Source organism: Microbacterium sp. KHB019, assembly GCF_037285405.1.
In the GTDB taxonomy this organism is placed as follows: domain Bacteria; phylum Actinomycetota; class Actinomycetes; order Actinomycetales; family Microbacteriaceae; genus Microbacterium.
In genome coordinates this window covers 187,412-207,348 of sequence record NZ_JBBDHF010000003.1, presented here as the reverse complement: position 1 = coordinate 207,348, position 19,937 = coordinate 187,412, and the positions used below count along the sequence as shown (strand labels likewise).

Here is a 19,937-nt window from a genome sequence, read left to right as displayed (position 1 = left end):
GAGTGTGAACATGGCTCTCTCGCAAGACCCGCTGTGGCCTCGTGCCGGTTCCTGGCCGGCCTTCGACGGCGAGGCGGATGCCGTGCTGCTCGGCGTGCCGACGTGGCAGACCTCGCTGTCGCCCACCGGGGCGCACGCGACGCCAGGAGCGATCCGCGAGGCGCTGCAGCGGTACGGCACGACGCTCATGGGTCCGCCGATCCTCGATCTCGCCGATGCCCTGACGATCCAGGATGCCGGCGACGTCGACGAGCCGGATGGCGACGAGGGTGAGGCCGCGACCATCGCACGGGTGCGCGAACTCGCGCCGGCGTTCGTGATCGCCCTTGGCGGGGACAACTCGCTGACCTATCCCGTCGCGCTGGGCTCCGCGGCATCCGGTCTCATCACCTTCGACGCCCACTTCGACCTGCGCGACGGCGTCTCGAACGGCACCCCGGTGCGGCGGCTCGTCGAGGACGTGCCGGCGGCCGCCACCGTGCCGACCGAGCGCATCGATCCGCGTCGGATCGTGCAGATCGGGATCGCCGACTTCGCGAACTCGGCCGCATACGCTCGACGCGCGGCCGACTGGGGCATCCGCGTGATCACGCTCGACGAGCTGCGTCGGCGCGGCATCGACGATGTGGTCGCCGAAGCCGTCGAGGTCGCCGGTGCGGGCGACGGCCCCGTCCATCTCGACATCGATGTGGACGTGTGCGATCGCTCTGTCGCGCCGGGGTGCCCTGCGAGCGTGCCAGGCGGGCTCGCAGCCTGGGAGCTGCGCGCGCTCACCAGGGCGGTTGCCTCCGACGCTCGGGTGGTCAGCGCGGACATCGCCGAAGTGGATGCCACCGCCGACACCGAGGACGGCCGCACCGTGCGCCTGGCCGCCCTGTGCGTGCTGGAGCTGCTCGCCGGGGTCGCCGGGCGGATCTGACCGCTGCGCTCAGCGAACGACGCGCTCAGCGAACGACGAGCTCCGGCTCGATCAGCACGTGCGCGGTCCCGGCCTGCGGCCGGCGCGGCACGACCACATCGCCGGTGCGGCCCATTAGCAAGGTGAGCACTCCGTCTGCCACGTCCTCCGGCCGCTGCTCCACGCTGGAGAAACCGAGGGCGTCAGCGGTCGGTGTGTTGTCGAAGCCGATGACCGGCATCCGTCGTCCTGCCGCGTTCAGGGCGAGCAGCGCGCCGACGGCGAGCGTGTCGCTGACGCAGACGATCGCGTCCGCATCGAACCCGTCATCCAGACTCTGCGCGACCGCACCGCGCGCCGCGGCGACGTCCTCGGTGGCGGTGAGACGCGTGCCCCCGACTCCACCCGCGCGCATCGCCTCGAGCCAGCCGCGCTCGCGATCATCCCCGGTTCCTGAGCCCGACGGCCATCCGAGGAACGCCACACGGCTGCCGTAGGCCAGGGCATGCTTCGTCGCCGCTCGCGTGCCGCCGGCCCCGTCGACGTCGACCCACAGGTGGCGGGGGTCAGCGATGTCGTCCTTCCCCCACGGCCGACCGAACGACACGAACGGCAGCGCGCGTTCGTCCAGAAGAGGAACCCGTGGGTCATCGCGCACGGTGCCGGTCAGGATCGCCGCATCGATCTCCGAGCTGTCCCACAGCTCCGACAGGCGCGTGTACTCCTCCTCAGCCGACCGTGCCGAGTAAACGAGCATGCGCATGCCGCGCGCGCTCGCGCGCTCGGTGACGGCGTGCACGAATCGGTCCAGCACGACGCCGGAGATGCCGCCGACATACGGGTCGAGCCGGATGCCGATGGTCGAGCTGCGGCGCAGCCTCAGCCTGCGCGCGGGGCCGTGCCGTCGATAGCCCAGCTCGTCGATCGCGGACAGGACGCGGTCCCTGGTGCCCGGGCGCACGACGTCCGGCGTGTTCAGGACGTTGGAGACCGTCTGCCGCGACACACCGGCACGCTCCGCGACGTCCTGTACCGTCGGCGCCTTCGCCATCGGGGCCTCCCGTCCCGCAGGTGCCCTTGACAGCCCCCTGCACCGGATCTAGCGTATTGCATACCGAATTTGATCGTTCAAATTCACCGGACTTTCTTCAAGGGAGAATGCAATGTCACGGCACACCACCCGTTCGGTGCTCGGCACCCTCGCCCTGCTCAGCACCGCAGCTCTCGCGCTCACCGCCTGCGGCTCCGGATTCTCGGACGACACCGGAAGCTCAGCCGAACCCGACTCGCTCACGTCGTCTGACAAGCCGCTCAGCATCCTCATCGGGTCATCCGGTGACGCCGAGACCGACGCGGTCGACGCGGCCGTCGCAGCGTGGTCGAAGGACTCAGGGGTCAAGGCGACCGTCACCGCCGCCAGCGACCTCAACCAGCAGCTGTCGCAGGGATTCGCCGCCGGCTCCCCCGCCGACGTGTTCTACCTGTCGACCGACGCTCTCGCCGGATACGCGTCGAACGGGTCGCTGCTCGCCTACGGCGATCAGCTGAAGAACAAGGACGACTTCTACCCGAGCCTGCAGACCTCCTTCACCTACGACGACAAGCTCTACTGCGCTCCGAAGGACTTTTCGACGCTGCAGCTCATCATCAACACCGACATGTGGGATGCTGCTGGCCTCACCGACTCCGACATCCCCACCGATTGGGATCAGCTGACCTCCGTGGCGAAGAAGCTCACCGCAGACGGGCACGTCGGCCTCAGCATGGGCGGCGAGTACGCCCGCGTCGGCGCCTTCATGGTCGCCGCTGGAGGCGGCCTGATGAACGCCGACTCCACGGAGGCCACCGCGACCGCCGACGGCAACGTCGCGGCGCTCGATTACCTCAAGGGCATGCTGAACGACGGTGAGATGAAGTTCGCCGCGGACCTCGGCACCGGATGGGGCGGCGAGGCGTTCGGCACGCAGAAGGCCGCCATGGTCGTCGAGGGCAACTGGATCACCGGCGCCATGACGAACGACTACCCCGACGTGAAGTACAAGGTCGCAGAGCTGCCGGCCGGCCCTGATGGCGACATGGGAACTCTCCAGTTCACGAACTGCTGGGGCATCGCAGCCGACAGCCCGAATCAGGAGGCGGCGCTCGACCTCGTCGAGTACCTGACGTCGACCGATCAGCAGCTCGCATTCTCGAAGGCGTTCGGCGTGATGCCGTCGATCCAGTCCGCAGCCGATCAGTGGAAGAGCGACAACCCGACTCTGGCGCCCTTCCTCGCCGGCGCCGACTACGCGATGAGCATGCCCACCATCAAGGGCGCGGCTGACGTCGTCACCGACTTCAACAGCAAGATCGGCGCACTCGCGACGGCCGACCCGCAGGCGATCCTCGACTCGGCGCAGAAGAACCTCGAAGCACTTCTGAAGTGATCATGGCCGCCTCCGATGTGCGGTCCCACCGCGGCCTCCGCCGCGGCGAGACCGCATCGGGGTGGCTGTTCACCGCCCCGATGCTCATCCTGCTGGGAGTCTTCCTCGTCGTTCCCGTTCTCATGGCGCTGTGGGTGAGCGTCAGCGACTGGGGAGGGCGCGGTTCACCGTTCGCCGGTTCGGTGTCGTTCGTCGGGCTCCGCAACTACGGCACACTGCTGGTCGGCGGAGGACTGGACGAGCAGGACTTCGGCATGAGCCTGAAGAACAACGCCTGGTACGCGCTGCTCGTCGTGCCGTGCCAGACCGCGCTCAGTCTCTTCCTCGCCGTCCTGGTGAACCGGCAGATCCTCAAGGGCCGAGGCTTCTTCCGCACCGCCTTCTACTTCCCGTCCGTCACCAGCTCGGTCGCCATCACCGTCCTGTTCCTGTTCCTGTTCTCGACGACGGGTGCGATCAACGCGGCGCTCGGCTGGCTCGGCATCAACGGCCCGAACTGGCTCAACGACCCCTCCGGGATCTTCCACTTCGGAGCGACCTCGGGCCCTGCCGCCCTGACAGGCAACGACGTGCTGGGCGTCTCGCTCTGGGACTGGATCGGCGGCCCGAGCGTGGCGATGTGCGTGTACATCATCATGGCCGTGTTCACCACGAGCGGCACGTTCATGCTGCTGTTCCTCGCGGCCCTTCAGAACATCTCGGGCGAGGTGCAGGAGGCTGCCATGACCGACGGCGCGAACGGGTGGCAGCGCTTCTGGCAGGTGACGCTGCCGCAGCTGCGTCCGACGCTGTTCACGGTTCTGACGCTCGGACTGATCGGCACCTGGCAGGTGTTCGACCAGATCTACACCGGCAGCCGCGGACAACCGGGCAAGACCACGCTGACGCCCGCGTACCAGTCCTACCAGGCCTCGTTCATCAATCAGGACTGGGGGCAGGGTGCCGCGATCGCGTTCATCCTGTTCGTCATCATCATCCTGCTCACGCTGCTGCAGCGCTGGGTTCTCCGTGAGCGTCCGGTCTCGCGCCGGCGTGCACGTCCGTATCAGGCCGCTGTCGCAGCGGCGACCGCCCGCGAGTCGGCGGCCGCGGCATCCGCCGCTGAGGAGGCCAGATCATGACCGCGATCGATCCCGCCACCGATACCGCTGCTGCTCCGTCGGCGGCCCCGGCGCGCCGCGCCGGCATGAGCAGCGGAACGAAACGGATTCTCACGACGTCGATCCTCTACGCCGTCCTGGTCGTGCTCGCTCTTGTGTACATCTACCCGTTCCTCATCCAGGTCGCCACGAGCTTCAAGACCGATCCGGATGCGGCGGCCAACCCGCTCTCCCTCGTGCCGCAGACCTTCACGACAGAGGCGTACGCGCAGCTGTTCCTGCGCAGCGACTACCCGACGTGGTTCCGCAACTCGGTCGTCGTCACGGTCGTCGTGACCCTCGGACGCGTGTTCTTCGTCTCGCTCGCCGGCTATGCCCTCGCCAGGCTGCAATTCCGCGGCCGCGGGGTCGTGTTCGCCGGACTCGTCGCTGTCATGAGCGTTCCGGCGGTCGTTCTGCTGATTCCGAAGTTCCTCGTGATCAAGCAGCTCGGCATCTACGACTCGTACGCCGGCATGATCCTGCCGCTCCTCGTGGACGCGGCAGGCGTGTTCATCATGAAGAACTTCTTCGAGTCCATTCCCGCCTCCGTCGAGGAGCAGGCCCGCATAGACGGGGCCGGAACGTTCCGGGTGTTCTGGTCTGTGGTGCTGCCGATGGCGCGTCCGGCGCTCATCACGATCATCATCCTGTCGTTCCAGGGGTCGTGGAACGAGCTGGCGCACTTCATCATCTCGACGCAGTCGCCGGATCTCACAACACTGACCAGAGGCGTCGCGCAGCTCGCGAACGGACAGCTGAGTCAGGGCAAGCAGTATCCGCTCAAGCTCGCAGCGGCGCTCATCATGACCATCCCGGTTGCGGTGATGTTCTTCATCTTCCAGAAGCGCATCATGAACACCAGCGAAGGAGCGGTGAAGGGATGACGATCACGCCTCTCCAGCCGCTCCTGAACGACGCGACCATCATCCTCCAGGCCCCGACCCAGGTCTGGTCGGATGCCGCAGGGAGGATGGGTGCGTCGCCCATCCACGGCATCTATCACGGCGATGTCCGCCACGTCCGGTCGGTCGCGACCGGTGTGGACGGCACGGAGCTGGAATCGATCGCGTGCGCGACCCCCACGGCGCAGACCGCGGTGTTCACCGATGTGCTGCGCGGCATCGATGACGATCAGGCCGACCCCAAGGTGCGCATGGATCGCGAGCGCCTCGTCGCCGCTGGGTCGTTCCACGAGCGGATCGTGGTGTCATCCGCCCGCGACGTCTCGCTCTCGGTGAGACTGACCGTGACCATCGCGCCGGACTTCGCGCCGCTCCAGCAGGTGAAGGCCGGGATTGCCGGCGCAGACGAATGGACCTGGGACGGGACACGAGTCCGGTCAGCCACGGCGTCGTTCACCGTCGAGGCCGCGGATGCTGCGATCTCGATCGAGGATGCGGAGTCGGCGCCGGGTGCCGGCATCCGGCTTCGCTGGCAGGTCGATGTGCCGCCACGTGGACGCGTCGAACTCGACTGGGCTCTCGCGTTCGAGGACGCGACGCTCGTGGTGGGTGCGCCGACGTCGGTTGCCGACGCAGTCCACGTCGCGACGAGCGACTCCCGCGTGCGACGCTGGCTCGACCGAGCCGCCGGTGACCTCGCGGCGCTGCGGCTGTCTGCTCCGGAGCATCCGGACGACGCCTTCTACGCGGCCGGAGCGCCCTGGTTCTTCACCCTGTTCGGTCGCGATTCGATCTGGGCGGCGCGACTCGCGCTCGCACTCGACCCCGAGATCGCAGCCTCCACCCTGCGCGTGCTCGGCCGCCTTCAGGGCACGAAGACGGATGCCGCAACCGCTGAGGCGCCGGGCAAGATCCCCCACGAGCTGCGCAGCGCCGCGCTGTCGCTGCCGAACGAGGGCGTGCATCTGCCGCCGCTGTACTACGGCACCGTGGATGCGACGCCGCTCTGGGTGTGCCTGCTGGCCGATGCTCGGGATGCCGGACTCTCGGACGCGGATCTGCGCGATCTGCTGCCCAACCTGCGCGCAGCACTGGACTGGATGATCGTGCACGGCGACGCCTCGGGCAGCGGGTTCATCGACTACGTCGACCAGACGGGGCACGGCCTCGCGAACCAGGGCTGGAAGGACTCAGGAGACTCGATCCAGTGGCAGGACGGGCACCTGGCCGAGGGCCCGATCGCGCTGAGCGAGGTGCAGGGCTACGCCTACGAGGCCGCGATGCGCGGGGCGGAGCTGCTCGATGCACTGGACGAGCAGGGCGGCGACGATCTGAGACAGTGGGCGGCCGACCTGCGCCGGAGGTTCCGTGCAGCGTTCTGGGTGGAGACCTCGGAGGGCCGGTACCCGGCGATCGCCCTCGATGCGCATGGAGCCGCGGTCGATTCGCTCTCGAGCAACATCGGCCATCTGATCGGCACCGGCATCCTGGATCCCGACGAAGAGCGCGCGTGCGCGGAGGTGCTCATCTCGCCGACGATGTCGAGTGGATATGGCATCCGCACGCTGTCCACCGGGGCCGCCGGGTACTGGCCGCTCAGTTATCACGGCGGCAGCGTCTGGGCGCACGACACGGCCATCGCCGTGCACGGGATGCTGCGCGCCGGGCTCACCGCCGAGGCCGCCGTTATCGCTCGCGAATTGGTCGACTCCGCCGAAGGCTTCGACTACCGCGTCCCGGAGCTGCAGTCCGGTGATTCCAGGATTCCCGGTGGCATCCCGGTGCCGTACCCCGCCGCGTGCCGGCCTCAGGCGTGGTCAGCGGCAGCCGCCGTGGTGTGCGCCCAGGCACTGGGTTGATCTCGCGCTGCTGTTTCCTGCTTCGCGACCGGCTACGCGACGGGGACGCCGTCCTTCCATACCTGCCTGACCAGCGGAACCCCTGGCCGGTACGACAGGTGCACGTGGCTGGGCGCGTCCAGCAGCACAAGATCGGCGCGGAAACCGGGCGCGATCATGCCGATGTCGTCCCGCCGCAGCGCCGCCGCTCCCCCGGCGGTCGCCGCCCACAGCGCTTCGGCCGGAGTCATGCCCATGTCGCGGACGGCGACGGCGATGCAGAACGGCATGGACGAGGTGAAACTCGACCCGGGATTCGTGTCGCATGCGAGCGCGACGGTGACGCCGGCGTCGATGAGTCGGCGCGCGTCGGGGTACGGCTGTCGCGTGGAGAACTCGACGCCGGGCAGCAGCGTGAGAACGGTGTCGGATGCTGCGAGCGCCTCGATGTCGGAGTCGGTCAGGTACGTGCCGTGGTCGACGGATGCCGCGCCGAGCTCGATCGCCATCCGCACGCCGTCGCTGGGCCCGAGCTGGCCGGCGTGCACGCGCGGCGCGAGTCCACGGGCGATGCCGGCTTCGAGCACACGGCGCGACTGCTCCACCGTGAACGCCCCGGTCTCGCAGAACACGTCGATCCAGCGGGCGTGCGGGGCGCAAGCCTCCAGCATCGGGCCGGTGACGAGGTCGACATAGCCGTCCGCGTCTTCGACGTACTCCGCAGGCACCACATGCGCGCCGAGGAACGTGACCTCGGGTGTGACCTCGGCAGCGAGCCGGACGAGGCGCAGCTCTGTCTCGACGTCCAGGCCGTACCCGCTCTTGATCTCGACGGTCGTGGTGCCCTGCGCATGCATCTCGGCGATGAAGCCGCGCAGCCGTGCACGCAGATCGTCGTCGCTCGCACCCCTGGTCGCGGCGACGGTCGAACGGATGCCGCCGGCGGCATACCTCTCTCCCGCCATCCGCGCTTCGAATTCCGCGGCACGATCACCGCCGAACACGATGTGACTGTGACTGTCCACGAACCCGGGAACGACGGCACGGCTCTCGGCATCCACCTCGACGTACCCGCCTGGTTCCGTGGGAGCATCGTCCACCGGGCCGACCCACGCGATCCGGTCGTGCTCGACGAGGATCGCGGCGTCGCGGATGATCCCGGCACTGCCGTCAAGCTGCACCGTGCAGGTGCTCAACTCACCGATGTTCGTGATCAGCGTGCGCATGGTGACATCCTCACAGCATCGGCACGTTCAGGCCGCGCTCGCGCGCGACCTCACGGGCACGCTCGTACCCGGCATCCACATGACGCATGACGCCGGTACCAGGATCATTCGTGAGCACCCGCTCGAGTTTCTCCGCGGCGAGCGCCGTGCCGTCGGCGACAGTCACCTGTCCGGCGTGGATGCTGCGGCCGATCCCGACCCCTCCGCCGTGGTGCAGCGACACCCACGATGCTCCGGATGCCGTGTTCAGCAGCGCGTTCAGCAGCGGCCAGTCCGCGATCGCATCCGAGCCGTCGGCCATGGCCTCGGTCTCGCGGTACGGAGAGGCGACGGATCCGGCATCCAGATGATCGCGGCCGATCACGATCGGCGCCTTCAGCTCGCCCGAGGCGACCATCTCGTTGAACTTCAGGCCGGCGAGGTGGCGCTCCTTGTATCCGAGCCAGCAGATGCGGGCGGGCAGCCCCTCGAAATGCACCTTCTCGGCTGCCTGGTCGAGCCAGCGGTGCAGGGCCGCGTCCTCGGGAAAGAGCTCCTTCACGGCGCGGTCGGTCGCGGCGATGTCGGCCGGGTCACCGGAGAGCGCGACCCAGCGGAACGGCCCCTTGCCCTCGGCGAACAACGGCCGGATGTATGCCGGCACGAACCCGGGGAACGCGAACGCCCGCTCGAAGCCGCCGAGCTCGGCCTCACGACGTATGGAGTTGCCGTAGTCGAAGACGGCGGCACCGGCATCCTGGAATCCGACCATCGCGGCGACGTGCTCCGCCATCGACGCGCGTGCACGATCGGTGAATCCGGAAGGGTCGCGCTCGGCCTCGGCCTTCCAATCCGCGACAGCGACTCCCTGCGGCAGATACGCGAGCGGATCGTGCGCGCTGGTCTGATCGGTGACGATGTCGATCGGGATGCCGCGGCGCAGCAACTCGGGGAAGACATCGGCGGCGTTGCCGACGACCCCGACGGACAGCGCCGTGCCGGCATCCTTGGCGGCGAGGACGTCGGCGACGGCCTGATCGAGATCGGCCGTATAGCGGTCGAGGTACCCGTGCTCGACGCGACGTGCGAGGCGGGTCTCGTCGACGTCGACGATCAGCACCGCTCCCCCGTTCATCGTCACGGCAAGCGGCTGCGCGCCGCCCATTCCGCCAGCGCCTCCGGTGAGGGTGAGTGTCCCCGCGAGTGAGTCGCGGCCGGAGCTTGTTGAAGAGCCGAGCGAGCGCGCGACGGCCGCGAACGTCTCGTATGTGCCCTGCAGGATGCCCTGGGTGCCGATGTAGATCCAGGAACCTGCCGTCATCTGCCCGTACATGGTCAGGCCCAGTGATTCGAGGCGGCGGAACTCCGGCCACGTCGCCCAGTCGCCGACGAGGTTCGAGTTCGCAATCAGCACGCGCGGCGCCCACTCGTGCGTGCGGAAGACGCCGACCGGCTTGCCGGACTGCACGAGCAGGGTCTCGTCGGGCTCCAGCTCGTCGAGGGTGCGCACGATCGCGTCGTACGCCTCCCAGCTGCGCGCGGCGCGTCCGGTGCCGCCGTAGACGACGAGGTCCTCCGGGTGCTCGGCGACCTCGGGGTCGAGGTTGTTCATCAGCATGCGCTTGGCGGCCTCGGCGCCCCAGCTCTTGGCGGTGCGCTCCGGTCCGCGTGCGGCGTGGATGTCTTTCATGAGTTCTCCTTGGCGGCGATGGATGACAGCGCGGTGATGGATGACAGCGCGCTGCGGGCGACGGCGCCCGAACGGACGAGTTCGGTGACGGCTTCCATCTCGGGTGAGAGGAATCGGTCGGGGCCGGGGCCGGCGGCCACGGTGCGGACGAGGTCGCGAACGGCCCCGGTGGCTGGTCCTGCCTCGAGCGGTGCTCTGAGGTCGAGCGCGCGAGCCGCCGTGATGACCTCGATCGCGAGAACGCGGGCGAGCCCGTCGATCGCTCGACGCAGCTTGCGCGCTGCGGCCCACCCCATCGACACGTGGTCCTCCTGCATGGCGGAGGACGGGATCGAGTCGACGGATGCCGGAACGGCGAGCCGCTTGAGCTCGGAGACGATCCCCGCGGCGGCGTACTGCGCGATCATGAGCCCTGAGTCCACGCCGACCTCGTGCGCGAGGAACGGCGGCAGACCGTGGCTGCGTGCGGGGTCGAGCGCACGATCGGTGCGGCGCTCCGACACCGACGCGACGTCGGCGACCGAGATCGCCAGGAAGTCGAGGACGGCCGCGACCGGCGCCCCGTGGAAGTTGCCGTTCGACTCGATGCGGCCGTCAACTGTGACGACGGGGTTGTCGATGACGCTCGCGAGCTCGCGCGAGGCGATCATCGCGGCGTGCGTCATGGTGTCGCGTGCTGCCCCGTGCACCTGCGGAGCGCAGCGCAGCGAGTAGGCGTCCTGCACGCGGCCGTCCTCGGGTCCGCGGTGGCTCGCGACCATCGGCGAACCGGCGAGGAACGCGCGGATGTGCGAGGCGGACACCGTCTGCCCGTCCTGCGGGCGCAGAGCCATGAGGTCGGCGGCGAACACGGCATCGGTTCCGAGCTGGCTCTCGACCGACATGGCCGCCGCCACGTCGGCAGTCGTGATGAGCGTCTCGAGGTCGTGCAGGGCGAGAAGCAGCATCCCGAGCATCCCGTCGGTGCCGTTGATGAGCGCGAGCCCCTCCTTCTCCTCGAGGACCAGCGGCTCGATGCCTGCGTCGGCGAGGGCGTCGGATGCCGGGATAAGCGCGTCACCGACCCGGACATCGCCCTCTCCCATCGCCGCGAGCGCGATGTGCGCCAGAGGTGCGAGGTCGCCGGAGCATCCGAGCGACCCGTACTCGCGGACGATCGGGGTGATGCCGGCGTTGAGCATCGCGACGTAGGTCTCCGCGACCACGGGCCGCACGCCGGTGCGTCCGGAGGCGAGGGTCTGCAGGCGCAGAAGCTGCAGTGCACGCACGACCTCGGTCTCCACCTCTGCCCCGGTGCCTGCGGCGTGCGAGCGGATGAGGCTGGCCTGCAGCTGACGGCGGCGCTCAGGGGCGATGAACGTGGTGGCGAGCGCGCCGAATCCTGTCGAGACGCCGTAGTGCGGGTTCGGGTCGGCGGCGAGTCCGTCGATGACGCTCCGCGTCTCGGCGATGCGTCCGCGCGCCTCGTCCGCGATCTCGATCAGGGCGCCGTCTCGAGCGACGGCGACGACCTGTGCGGGGGTGAGCACGCCTGCGCCGATGCGAATGGGTTGTGACATGACTCGATTCCACACCTCACCGATGGCGGCGGACAGTGCGGCATGGCATCCTGTGTCTGTGATCCCAGACAATACGCGAACGGCCCCGCAGGTCCCGGCAGCCGACCAGACGCTGCGGATCCTGCGTCACCTGGCGACGCGTCCTGCCCCGGTCGCGGCATCCGCCATCGCTCGCGATCTCGACCTCCCGCGTTCGACCGTCCACCACCTGCTCAACACGCTCTGCGACCACGGATTCGTGCTGCACCTTCGTGAAGCGCGGCGGTGGGCGCTGGGCACGTCGGCATCCGAGCTCGCCGGCGGTTTCGCCCGCCAGCAGCCACTGGCCAGGCTCGGCCGCCCGCTCGTCGCGGCCCTTGCCGACCGACTCGGAGAGAGCACGCACCTCGGTGTGCTGAGCGGCTCCGATGTCGTCTACATCGTCGAGGAGCGAGCACCGCGTCGGCCTGCGCTCGTCACCGACGTCGGCGTGCGCCTGCCTGCGCATCTGACGGCGACGGGGCGTGCGATGCTCGCCGCGCTCCCCCGCGAACAGGTGCGGGCGCTGTACCCCCACGCGTCGGCGTTCTCCACGCGGACGGGGCTCGGCCCCGGTCGGGCCGGCGAACTGCGCGAACTGCTGCGCAGCATCCGCGCCGCCGGATACGCCTCAGAGGACGGTGAGGTCACGAGCGGCACGCGATCGGTCGGCGCGGCGGTGCTCGACGCTTCCGGGTGGCCGGTGGCGGCCGTGGCCGTCACCTGGTCGAGCGGCTTGGGACCGGCCGAGGCTGACGCGGCGAAGACCGTCATCGAGACGGCTGCAGAACTTCAACGCCGCCTGAGATGACCGACGGTGGCAGTGGTGAGGGGAGCCGCAGCTCACCAGTCCGCGACTCCCCCAGGGGCCAGGCCTTCGTCGGGTCAGCCTGCCGCGCCCTTGCGGGGCTTGATGAAGGATTCCGGCGCCTGCTTGGCGCGCTTGGCTGCTCGCTTCTCCTTGAGCGTCAGCTGCGCTGTCTTCTTGCCCGTCTTCACTGTCGGCGTCTTTCCTGCCATTGGGACTCGCTTCCCCTCTCGTATCGGCTGGCGTGTGTGCCACTGACCATAGCCGGTTCCCAAGGGAAGTCAAATTACCCGGTGAGAAGGAAAAAACGGAATCTCGCGGCGAGACGCCGGAACGGCCGAGCACTAGGCTCGAGAAGTGCTCGAGACTCTGACCGGATTCGCCGTCGTCGGACTCGCGATCGCCGTCGGGTACATCCTCGGTCGCATCGACCTCCTCGGCCCTGGCGCACGGCATGTCCTCGGCCGGCTGACGTTCTTCGTCCTGTCGCCCTTCCTGCTGTTCACGGTTCTCGCGCAGGCGGATGCACGGGTGCTGTTCTCCTCGCTTCTGCCGGTGTCGGCGATCGCTGCGATCGCGGTCATCGGCGCGTACGCACTGGTCGCTCGCCTGGCCTGGAAGCGACCGATCGGTGAGACGGTCATCGGCGCGCTGTCCGCTGGGCAGGTGAACTCGAACAACATCGGCATCCCGCTGTCGCTGTACCTGCTCGGCAGCGCCGCCTACCCGGCGCCGGTGATCCTCATGCAGCTGCTGGTCTTCACGCCGATCTCACTGACGATCCTCGACACGGTGACGAGCGGACGCACCTCTGCGTGGCGCACGTTCGTCCGCACGGCGACGAATCCGATCATCGTCGGCTCGGCGCTCGGCACACTCGTCTCGGTGCTCGGCATTCAGCTGCCGCCGATCGTGATGGAGCCGGCGACCCTGATCGCGAACGCTTGCGTACCCGTGCTTCTGATCAGCTATGGCATCTCTCTTTTCGGGCAGAGGGTGCTCGGCACCTCGGGGCATCGGCGAGACGTTCTTCTCGCGAGCACGTTGAAGCTGCTGGTCATGCCGGTGATCGCCTGGGTCGTCGCGGAGTTCCTGTTCGGCCTGTCGGCGCATGAGGTGCTGATCGTGGTGGTGCTGGCGGCGCTTCCCACGGCGCAGAACGTGTTCAACTACTCGCAGCGGTACGACATCGGCGAGTCCATCTCCCGGGACACGGTGTTCATCACGACGGTCGGGTGCATCCCGGTGCTGCTGGCTGCGACCCTGATCCTCGGGTGAGATGTCGCGGGTGAGATGTCACTGCTTTCTGGCAGAGTGAGTGCATGAGCGGTCTGCGAATCCTGCATCTCAGCGACACGCATTTCTCCGGAGACGGCGGGCGCCATTACGGAGTCGTCGACACGGCGGAGCACCTTCGCCGTGCACTCGCGCAGGTCGGGCATCTGCTGTTCGACCTCGTGGTCGTCTCGGGCGATGTGAGCGAGGACGGCACCGAGGAGTCGTACCGGCACGTCCGCGAGCAGCTCACGCCGTGGGCGCAGGCGCGCGGAGCGCGCCTCGTCTTCGCGATGGGCAATCACGACAGGCGCGAGGCCTTCCGTGCGGTTCTGGGCGGCGGACAGCCGGATGCCGGTGAGCAGGAGCTCGCGGGCATCGATCTGGAGCGCCCGGTGGCATCTGTCGCCACGCACGAGGGGTGGCGCGTCATCGTCCTCGACAGTTCGGTGCAGGGCGTCGGGTTCGGCGGTCTCGAGGATGAGCAGAAGCAGTTCCTGCGCGAGACGCTTGTCACCCCGGCAGAGAACGGCACCGTCGTCGTCGTGCACCACCCTCCCGTGGGCGCCCAGACCGATCTGCTGCAGGCGCTCGCCCTGGATGAGCAGGACGGACGCGACCTCATCGACATCGTCGCGGGCACGGACGTTCGCGTCATCCTCTCTGGTCATTACCACTTGCCGATCACGGAGTTCGTGGCGGGGGTGCCCGTCACCGTCGCCCCAGGCGTGACCAACGTCTCATGCGGGTTCGGCGACCCGGCGGAGGAAGCGGCGATCAACGGCTTCGGCGGATCGGTCGTGACGATCGACGGCGATCGCGTGCGCGTCGTGCCGTTCGTCGAGCGACTGACTCCGGACGAGCTCGTCTTCCATTTCGACGCGGACGTCGTCGCCGACATCATCAGGGATGCCGGGCGGCCTGCTGACCCTGCGGAGTCGCTGGCTCCCTGAGCGACTCCGATCTTCTCAGAGGGCGGGATCGAACCGCACGATGCGATCGTCGTCGAGCCCTGGACTCCCGCGACCGTCGGTGTTGTTGGTCAGCACCCAGAGCGCGTCATCGGGCGCGACGACGACGTCACGCAGCCGGCCGTACTCGCCGGTCCAGAGCTCGGTGGAGGCCGTGAGGTCGTCGAGCGGCACCTGTCGCAGCCGCTCGCCTCGGAGGTTCGCGATGAAGATGCAGCCGCCCGCGACCGCGATGCCGCTCGGGCTCGCTTCGGCGGGCTGCCATTGCTGCACGGGGTCGATGTAGCGTTCGTCCTCTGCGATCCCCTCGACCTCGGGCCAGCCGTAGTCGCCGCCGGCCTCGATGACGTTGAGCTCGTCCCAGGTGTCCTGCCCGAACTCGGATGCGTACATCGTGCCGTCGGCATCCCAGGCGATGCCCTGCGGGTTGCGGTGCCCGTAGCTGTACACGTAGGAGCCGGGGAACGGGTTGTCTGCGGGGGTATCGCCGTCCGGGGTCATGCGCAGGATCTTTCCGCCCAGGCTGTCCAGGTCCTGGGCGGATGGGCGGTCTCCTGCGTCGCCCGCTGTCGCGTACAGCATCCCGTCCGGTCCGAACGCGATGCGGCCGCCGTTGTGATTGCCGGCCGACGGAATGCCGTCGAGCACGGTCTCCGGATCCCCGACGCTCACGCTGCCGGACCCCCCCTCGATCGGGAAGTGCACGATGCGGTTGTCGTCGACGGATGTGAAGTACGCGTAGAGGTGGTCGTCGCGCACGGCGATGCCGAGGAGGCCGCCCTCGCCGGACGGCTGGACCCCCGGCACCACGACGACTTCGCGCGCTGCGCCGGTGTCGTCGAGCTCGACGATGCGTGCCGTGTCGCGTTCGCTGACGAGCGGGATGTCGTCGAAGAACGCCACGGACCACGGCACGTCGAGCCCGTCGGCGACGACGGTTGGGGCGCCTGCAGAGGTCGCCCCTGGTGTTGCAGCATCCGTGTCCGGTGAGACGTCCGAGTGCGGAGCACACGACGCGAGGACGAGCACGGCCACAGCAGCCGCGGCACCCAGTACAGCCCTCGCATTCATGCTCGGAGCCTACGACTTCTCGGGGGAATGAGTGAAGCCCCCGGCAGCTGCCTGGGGGCTTCACGTTCTGTGGACCTAAGGGGATTCGAACCCCTGACCTCCTCGATGCGAACGAGGCGCGCTACCAACTGCGCCATAGGCCCATGAACCTCAGCTAGATTATCACGCTCGAAAGGGGCGTTGCGCCGAGGCGATGCTCAACCGGCCGCGCGCCGCTGCAGCAGTTGACGGACGTGCTGCTCGATCTCGTCGTCGTCCACGAAGCCCATGCGTGCGTACGGCGAGGCAGGCTGTTCCGCGGGTGGAGCGGGAGCAGCAGGCAGCGAGATCGGCTCCGCCGGAGCCATCTGCGCTGCGCGCTCGCGCAACTCGGCCATGCGCTCAGCCCGAACCAACTCGCGCTTCGCTTCGATCTCGGCCTGGGCGGTCTGCGCCAGCGATCCGCTGACGGATGCCATCGGCGCCGGCAGTGGACGCGGCGTCCACGACGCGCGCCCCTGATCGTGCAGAGGCGGCGAGACGCGCGGCGCATTGTCCGCCAGGACGGTCGCTGCGGGCCGGTCGAGCGCGCGGCGCGCAACGGACGCCATCTTCTGCAGCGTGATGGCTGCGGCGACGGCGACAGCGCCACCGATCCAGATCAGCACCGCAGACCCGACGGCGATCTGCTGCCAGACCCCGAGTCCGGCGAGTGCGAGCCCCACCACAAGCACGGATGCTGCGACGATACGGACCCGCCGACGTGCGCGCGCCTGGCGGAGCACAGGATCGGCGCTGGCAGCGGCGAGTTCGGCTCGAAGCTGCACGAGTTCTGCGGCTTCCTTCTCCGACTGCAGCCGCTTGGCGAGCTTCTGCTGCGCGAGCGCGGTGCGGGCGTTGAGCTCCAGGCGCACCTCTTGGGGTGTCTCGCTCGTCTCGGCGAGAACACGAAGAGCCTGATTCAGGCGAACGGCGTTCCGTTCGGCGGCGTTGTACTGATACCGGCCGCGCCATGACGGCAATAGATAAAGCATCCAGAGCAGCACTGCGACAAGGACGATCACGCCCCCACTCAGCACCGGCCCATTCATAGCCTCAACGGTATTCGACCGCGCCCCGCGCGCCCCTCAGCGCCGGCGCGTGTCGCCCGCGAGATCGGACTGGTTTCAGATGGCGAGGCGATCGGCGGGTGGGATGCTGGCGGCGTCCTCTGGCGCACGGCCGCTGAGCCAGCGCGCCAGCACTCCATCCGGCACGTCCTCACGGGTCAGCGCGAACGCGTAGTGATCCCGCCAATCGCCGTCGATGTGGATGTATCGACGCCGGAAGCCCTCGTATCGGAAACCGAGCTTCTGCACGACGCGCAGGCTCGCGGCGTTCTCCGGTCGGATGCAGATCTCCATCCGATGCAGGCCGTACTCGGTGAAGCACGCATCAGTGGCGAGCGCGACCGCGGTCGGAGTGATTCCCCGCCCGGCGAATCGCTCGCTGACCCAGTACCCGATCGTCGCCGAGTTCAACGAGCCGCGGGCCACGCCCCAGACGTTGAGCTGCCCGGCGATCTCACCGTCGTGCAGCATCACGAACGGATAGCCGCCGCCGTCGCGGTACTGCTGGAGGAGCCGCCGGATGCTCAGCCGCATGTCGAACGACGCCGTCCCGCCGGGGATCGTCGCCTCCCACCGCTGCAGCCACGAGCGATTGGCGAGCAGTTCGTTCTGAAGGGTGCGCGCGTCGCGGGTCCTGATGAGCCGCAGCTCCACGGGACCGTGACGATGACCCTGCAGGTATTCCATCGATCTACCCCGCCGGAAGGCCTAGAGGCTCTCGGCGAACTCCTTGAGCCACGGCCGCAGGTCGTCGCCGAGGTCGTCGCGGTCGGAGGCGAGCTGGACGATCGCCTTGATGTAGTCGACGCGGTCGCCGGTGTCGTAGCGGCGACCGCGGAAGATCACACCGACGACGCCGGGTCCGTTCGGATCGGCGGCCAGCTCCTGCAGGGCGTCGGTCAGCTGGATCTCGCCGCCCTTGCCCGGCTCCGTGCGCTCGAGGATCGGGAAGACCGACGCCGGCAGCACGTAGCGGCCGATGACGGCGAGGTTCGAGGGCGCATCCTCCTTGGCCGGCTTCTCGACGAGCCCGGTGACCCGCACGATGTCGTCCCTGTCGGTGGACTCGACGGCCGCGGCGCCGTACATGTGGATCTGCTCGGGGTCGACCTCCATGAGGGCGACGACCGTGGCACCGGTGCGCTCGTGCTCGGCCATCATCGTCGTGATGAGCTCATCGCGCTCGTCGATGAGGTCGTCGCCGAGCATGACGACGAACGAGCTGTCGCCCACGTGCGTCTTGGCGCGCAGAACCGCGTGCCCGAGCCCCTTGGGCTCGCCCTGGCGGACGAAGTGGATGTCTGCGAGGTCGCTCGACTTCATGACCCGCTCGAGGCGACCGGTGTCGCCCTTCTCGGTGAGTCGCACCTCGAGCTCCGGCACGGAGTCGAAGTGGTCGGAGATCGCGTTCTTGTTGCGCCCGATGATGACGAGGATGTCGTCGATGCCCGCAGCTGCGGCCTCTTCGACGACGTACTGGATGGCCGGCTTGTCGACGACCGGCAGCATCTCCTTCGGCATCGCCTTGGTCGCCGGAAGGAAGCGCGTGCCGAGGCCCGCTGCCGGAATGACTGCCTTGATCGACTGCTTTCCCATCTGGCCAGCTTACTGGGGGCGGGCATCAGCACCGCCACGTAGAATCTCAGCATGTCGCCCGACGTCGAACAAGAAAAGCGCGCACTGCGCGCCGACCTGCGCGAGCGCCGCCAACTGCTCTCGGATCAGCAGCGCGAGGCAGCGGCATCCGGCATCACCGAGCAGCTCGATGCGCTGGTCTCCGCGCACGAGGCGCACTCGATCTCATGCTTCCTGTCGACGACGACCGAGCCCGACACTCGCGAGTTCATCACCGGCGCCGTGCGTCGCGGCATACGAGTGCTCCTGCCGATCACCCGCGCCGACGGCCTGCTCGACTGGGCCGTCGCCGACGACTCCGATGAGATCGCCGAGGGCATGTTCGGGTTGCCCGAACCGACCGGGGAGGTCCTCGGTCCGATCGCCGTGAACGACGTCGACCTCATGATCATCCCCGCCGCCGCCGTGGATGCCGAGGGCACGCGACTCGGCTGGGGCCGGGGATACTTCGACAAGACCATCGGATCCATGGAGAACTGCCCGCCCGTGTATGCGGTGACTTATGATTCCGAAGTACTCGACTCCCTTCCGCGGGAGCTGCACGACCAGCCGGTATCGGGCGTCGTGACTCCCACGCGAACCCTCCATCTGTCGCCGCAGCGACACTGAGCCATACAGAGACACACATGCCCACCTATGCCTATGCCTGCACGTCGTGCGACCACGCCTTCGATGCTGTGCAGTCCTTCTCAGACGACGCGCTGACGCTCTGCCCCGAGTGCGGCGGAGCGCTGCGCAAGCAGTACGGATCGATCGGGGTGACCTTCAACGGATCCGGCTTCTATCGCACGGATTCTCGGAGTGGCGGTGGCGAAAAGCCCCGTTCATCGGCATCATCGAAGACGGAATCGTCGACGAGCGCCAAACCGGCGCCCGCGGCGGCGCCGGCCTCGACCTGAGGTCAGAACACACCTACGGGGGTTCCCATGTTCCAGGGATTCAAGGAATTCATCACCAAGGGCAACGTCATCGACCTCGCGGTCGCGGTCGTCATCGGCACGGCGTTCACCGCCATCGTCACCGCGGTCGTCGACAGCATCATCACCCCGCTCGTCGCACTGTTCTACCAGCCGGACGACTCGGGCAATTTCGGCCCGACCCTGACCGGCCTCTACGGCCAGCAGGTCACCTTCCCGCTCGGCAGCCTCATCACCGCCATCATCAGCTTCCTCGCTGTCGCACTCGTCGTGTACTTCGTCTTCGTCGTTCCGATGAACAAGTACAAGGAGCGCCAGGCTGCCAGGAACCCCGCCGTCGAAGAGGAGACCCTGCCCACCGAGCAGGAGCTGCTAATCGAGATCCGCGACGCTCTGCGCAGCGGTGCTGCCGGCACCGCAGGCACCGCTCCACGCCTCTGAGTACGAACCTGCAACGCCGAAAGGGCTCCCGCGCAGCGGGGGCCCTTTCTTTC

At 68.4% G+C, this 19,937-nt stretch carries 20 protein-coding genes and 1 tRNA gene; 11 read left to right on the top strand and 10 right to left on the bottom strand.

The window, feature by feature from the left end:
• Nucleotides 1-10: 10 nt before the first annotated feature.
• Complete coding sequence (locus KHB019_RS12265) at nt 11-919, top strand: agmatinase family protein (protein ID WP_337459088.1); 909 nt, start codon at nt 11-13, stop codon at nt 917-919.
• Nucleotides 920-944: 25 nt separating this feature from the next.
• On the opposite strand, the gene KHB019_RS12260 is transcribed toward KHB019_RS12265, so the two are convergent.
• Nucleotides 945-1,949 (bottom strand): LacI family DNA-binding transcriptional regulator, encoded by a 1,005-nt coding sequence (locus tag KHB019_RS12260; protein ID WP_230103511.1) that lies wholly within the window; start codon nt 1,947-1,949, stop codon nt 945-947.
• A gap of 112 nt (nt 1,950-2,061) precedes the next feature.
• Here KHB019_RS12260 and KHB019_RS12255 point away from each other — a divergent pair, with 112 nt between their 5' ends.
• The 4 genes from KHB019_RS12255 (at nt 2,062) to KHB019_RS12240 (ending at nt 7,227) form a co-directional block, all read left to right on the top strand.
• Entirely contained in the window at nt 2,062-3,324 is a 1,263-nt protein-coding gene (locus KHB019_RS12255) for a sugar ABC transporter substrate-binding protein (RefSeq protein ID WP_337459087.1), read from the top strand.
• A 2-nt stretch (nt 3,325-3,326) separates the two neighbouring features.
• Entirely contained in the window at nt 3,327-4,445 is a 1,119-nt protein-coding gene (locus KHB019_RS12250; protein WP_230103513.1) for a carbohydrate ABC transporter permease, read from the top strand.
• A 65-nt stretch (nt 4,446-4,510) separates the two neighbouring features.
• Nucleotides 4,511-5,350, top strand: a complete 840-nt coding sequence (locus KHB019_RS12245; protein ID WP_230103673.1) for a carbohydrate ABC transporter permease — start codon at nt 4,511-4,513, stop codon at nt 5,348-5,350.
• Nucleotides 5,347-7,227, top strand: coding sequence for a glycogen debranching N-terminal domain-containing protein (locus KHB019_RS12240; protein ID WP_337459086.1), 1,881 nt, complete (start codon nt 5,347-5,349; stop codon nt 7,225-7,227). Before KHB019_RS12245 ends, KHB019_RS12240 begins: the two co-directional genes overlap by 4 nt.
• A gap of 32 nt (nt 7,228-7,259) precedes the next feature.
• Here the strand turns inward: KHB019_RS12240 and hutI are convergent, their stop codons facing one another.
• Genes hutI through hutH form a run of 3 tightly spaced genes read right to left on the bottom strand, consistent with a single transcriptional unit; the run spans nt 7,260 to nt 11,660 of the window.
• Nucleotides 7,260-8,432, bottom strand: coding sequence for an imidazolonepropionase (hutI, locus tag KHB019_RS12235; protein ID WP_230103515.1), 1,173 nt, complete (start codon nt 8,430-8,432; stop codon nt 7,260-7,262).
• Nucleotides 8,433-8,442: 10 nt separating this feature from the next.
• A complete protein-coding gene (gene hutU, locus KHB019_RS12230) occupies nt 8,443-10,101 on the bottom strand; it encodes a urocanate hydratase (protein ID WP_337459085.1) in 1,659 nt (552 codons plus the stop codon).
• Nucleotides 10,098-11,660, bottom strand: coding sequence for a histidine ammonia-lyase (hutH, locus tag KHB019_RS12225; protein ID WP_337459084.1), 1,563 nt, complete (start codon nt 11,658-11,660; stop codon nt 10,098-10,100). Before hutH ends, hutU begins: the two co-directional genes overlap by 4 nt.
• A 52-nt stretch (nt 11,661-11,712) precedes the next feature.
• On the opposite strand from hutH, the gene KHB019_RS12220 reads away from it, so the two are divergent.
• Nucleotides 11,713-12,489, top strand: a complete 777-nt coding sequence (locus tag KHB019_RS12220; RefSeq protein ID WP_443193213.1) for an IclR family transcriptional regulator — start codon at nt 11,713-11,715, stop codon at nt 12,487-12,489.
• 74 nt (nt 12,490-12,563) lie between these two features.
• Here KHB019_RS12220 and KHB019_RS12215 read toward each other — a convergent pair whose 3' ends face one another.
• Nucleotides 12,564-12,698: a hypothetical protein gene (locus KHB019_RS12215; protein WP_337459083.1), complete on the bottom strand. Its 135-nt coding sequence runs from the start codon at nt 12,696-12,698 to the stop codon at nt 12,564-12,566.
• 145 nt (nt 12,699-12,843) lie between these two features.
• Here KHB019_RS12215 and KHB019_RS12210 point away from each other — a divergent pair, with 145 nt between their 5' ends.
• Nucleotides 12,844-13,764 carry an AEC family transporter gene (locus tag KHB019_RS12210; protein ID WP_230103518.1) on the top strand — a complete coding sequence of 307 codons (921 nt, stop codon included), beginning with the start codon at nt 12,844-12,846 and terminating at the stop codon, nt 13,762-13,764.
• A 44-nt stretch (nt 13,765-13,808) separates the two neighbouring features.
• Nucleotides 13,809-14,714 carry a metallophosphoesterase gene (locus tag KHB019_RS12205; protein ID WP_230103519.1) on the top strand — a complete coding sequence of 302 codons (906 nt, stop codon included), beginning with the start codon at nt 13,809-13,811 and terminating at the stop codon, nt 14,712-14,714.
• A 15-nt stretch (nt 14,715-14,729) separates the two neighbouring features.
• On the opposite strand, the gene KHB019_RS12200 is transcribed toward KHB019_RS12205, so the two are convergent.
• The 5 genes from KHB019_RS12200 to galU form a co-directional block, all read right to left on the bottom strand.
• Entirely contained in the window at nt 14,730-15,803 is a 1,074-nt protein-coding gene (locus tag KHB019_RS12200) for a PQQ-dependent sugar dehydrogenase (protein ID WP_337459082.1), read from the bottom strand.
• A 70-nt stretch (nt 15,804-15,873) separates the two neighbouring features.
• Nucleotides 15,874-15,946, bottom strand: a tRNA-Ala gene (locus tag KHB019_RS12195).
• Between the two features lie 54 nt (nt 15,947-16,000).
• On the bottom strand, nt 16,001-16,846 hold the full coding sequence (locus KHB019_RS12190; protein WP_337459081.1) for a hypothetical protein: 846 nt from the start codon (nt 16,844-16,846) through the stop codon (nt 16,001-16,003).
• 102 nt (nt 16,847-16,948) lie between these two features.
• Nucleotides 16,949-17,578, bottom strand: a complete 630-nt coding sequence (locus KHB019_RS12185; protein WP_337459080.1) for a GNAT family N-acetyltransferase — start codon at nt 17,576-17,578, stop codon at nt 16,949-16,951.
• A 21-nt stretch (nt 17,579-17,599) separates the two neighbouring features.
• A complete protein-coding gene (gene galU / locus KHB019_RS12180) occupies nt 17,600-18,487 on the bottom strand; it encodes a UTP--glucose-1-phosphate uridylyltransferase GalU (protein WP_230103523.1) in 888 nt (295 codons plus the stop codon).
• Nucleotides 18,488-18,538: 51 nt separating this feature from the next.
• Here galU and KHB019_RS12175 point away from each other — a divergent pair, with 51 nt between their 5' ends.
• The 3 genes from KHB019_RS12175 to mscL are packed head-to-tail and all read left to right on the top strand — an operon-like array spanning nt 18,539 to nt 19,884.
• Nucleotides 18,539-19,135, top strand: coding sequence for a 5-formyltetrahydrofolate cyclo-ligase (locus KHB019_RS12175; RefSeq protein WP_230103524.1), 597 nt, complete (start codon nt 18,539-18,541; stop codon nt 19,133-19,135).
• A 17-nt stretch (nt 19,136-19,152) separates the two neighbouring features.
• On the top strand, nt 19,153-19,425 hold the full coding sequence (locus KHB019_RS12170) for an FmdB family zinc ribbon protein (RefSeq protein WP_230103525.1): 273 nt from the start codon (nt 19,153-19,155) through the stop codon (nt 19,423-19,425).
• 27 nt (nt 19,426-19,452) lie between these two features.
• Nucleotides 19,453-19,884, top strand: coding sequence for a large conductance mechanosensitive channel protein MscL (gene mscL / locus KHB019_RS12165; protein ID WP_230103526.1), 432 nt, complete (start codon nt 19,453-19,455; stop codon nt 19,882-19,884).
• Nucleotides 19,885-19,937: the final 53 nt, after the last annotated feature.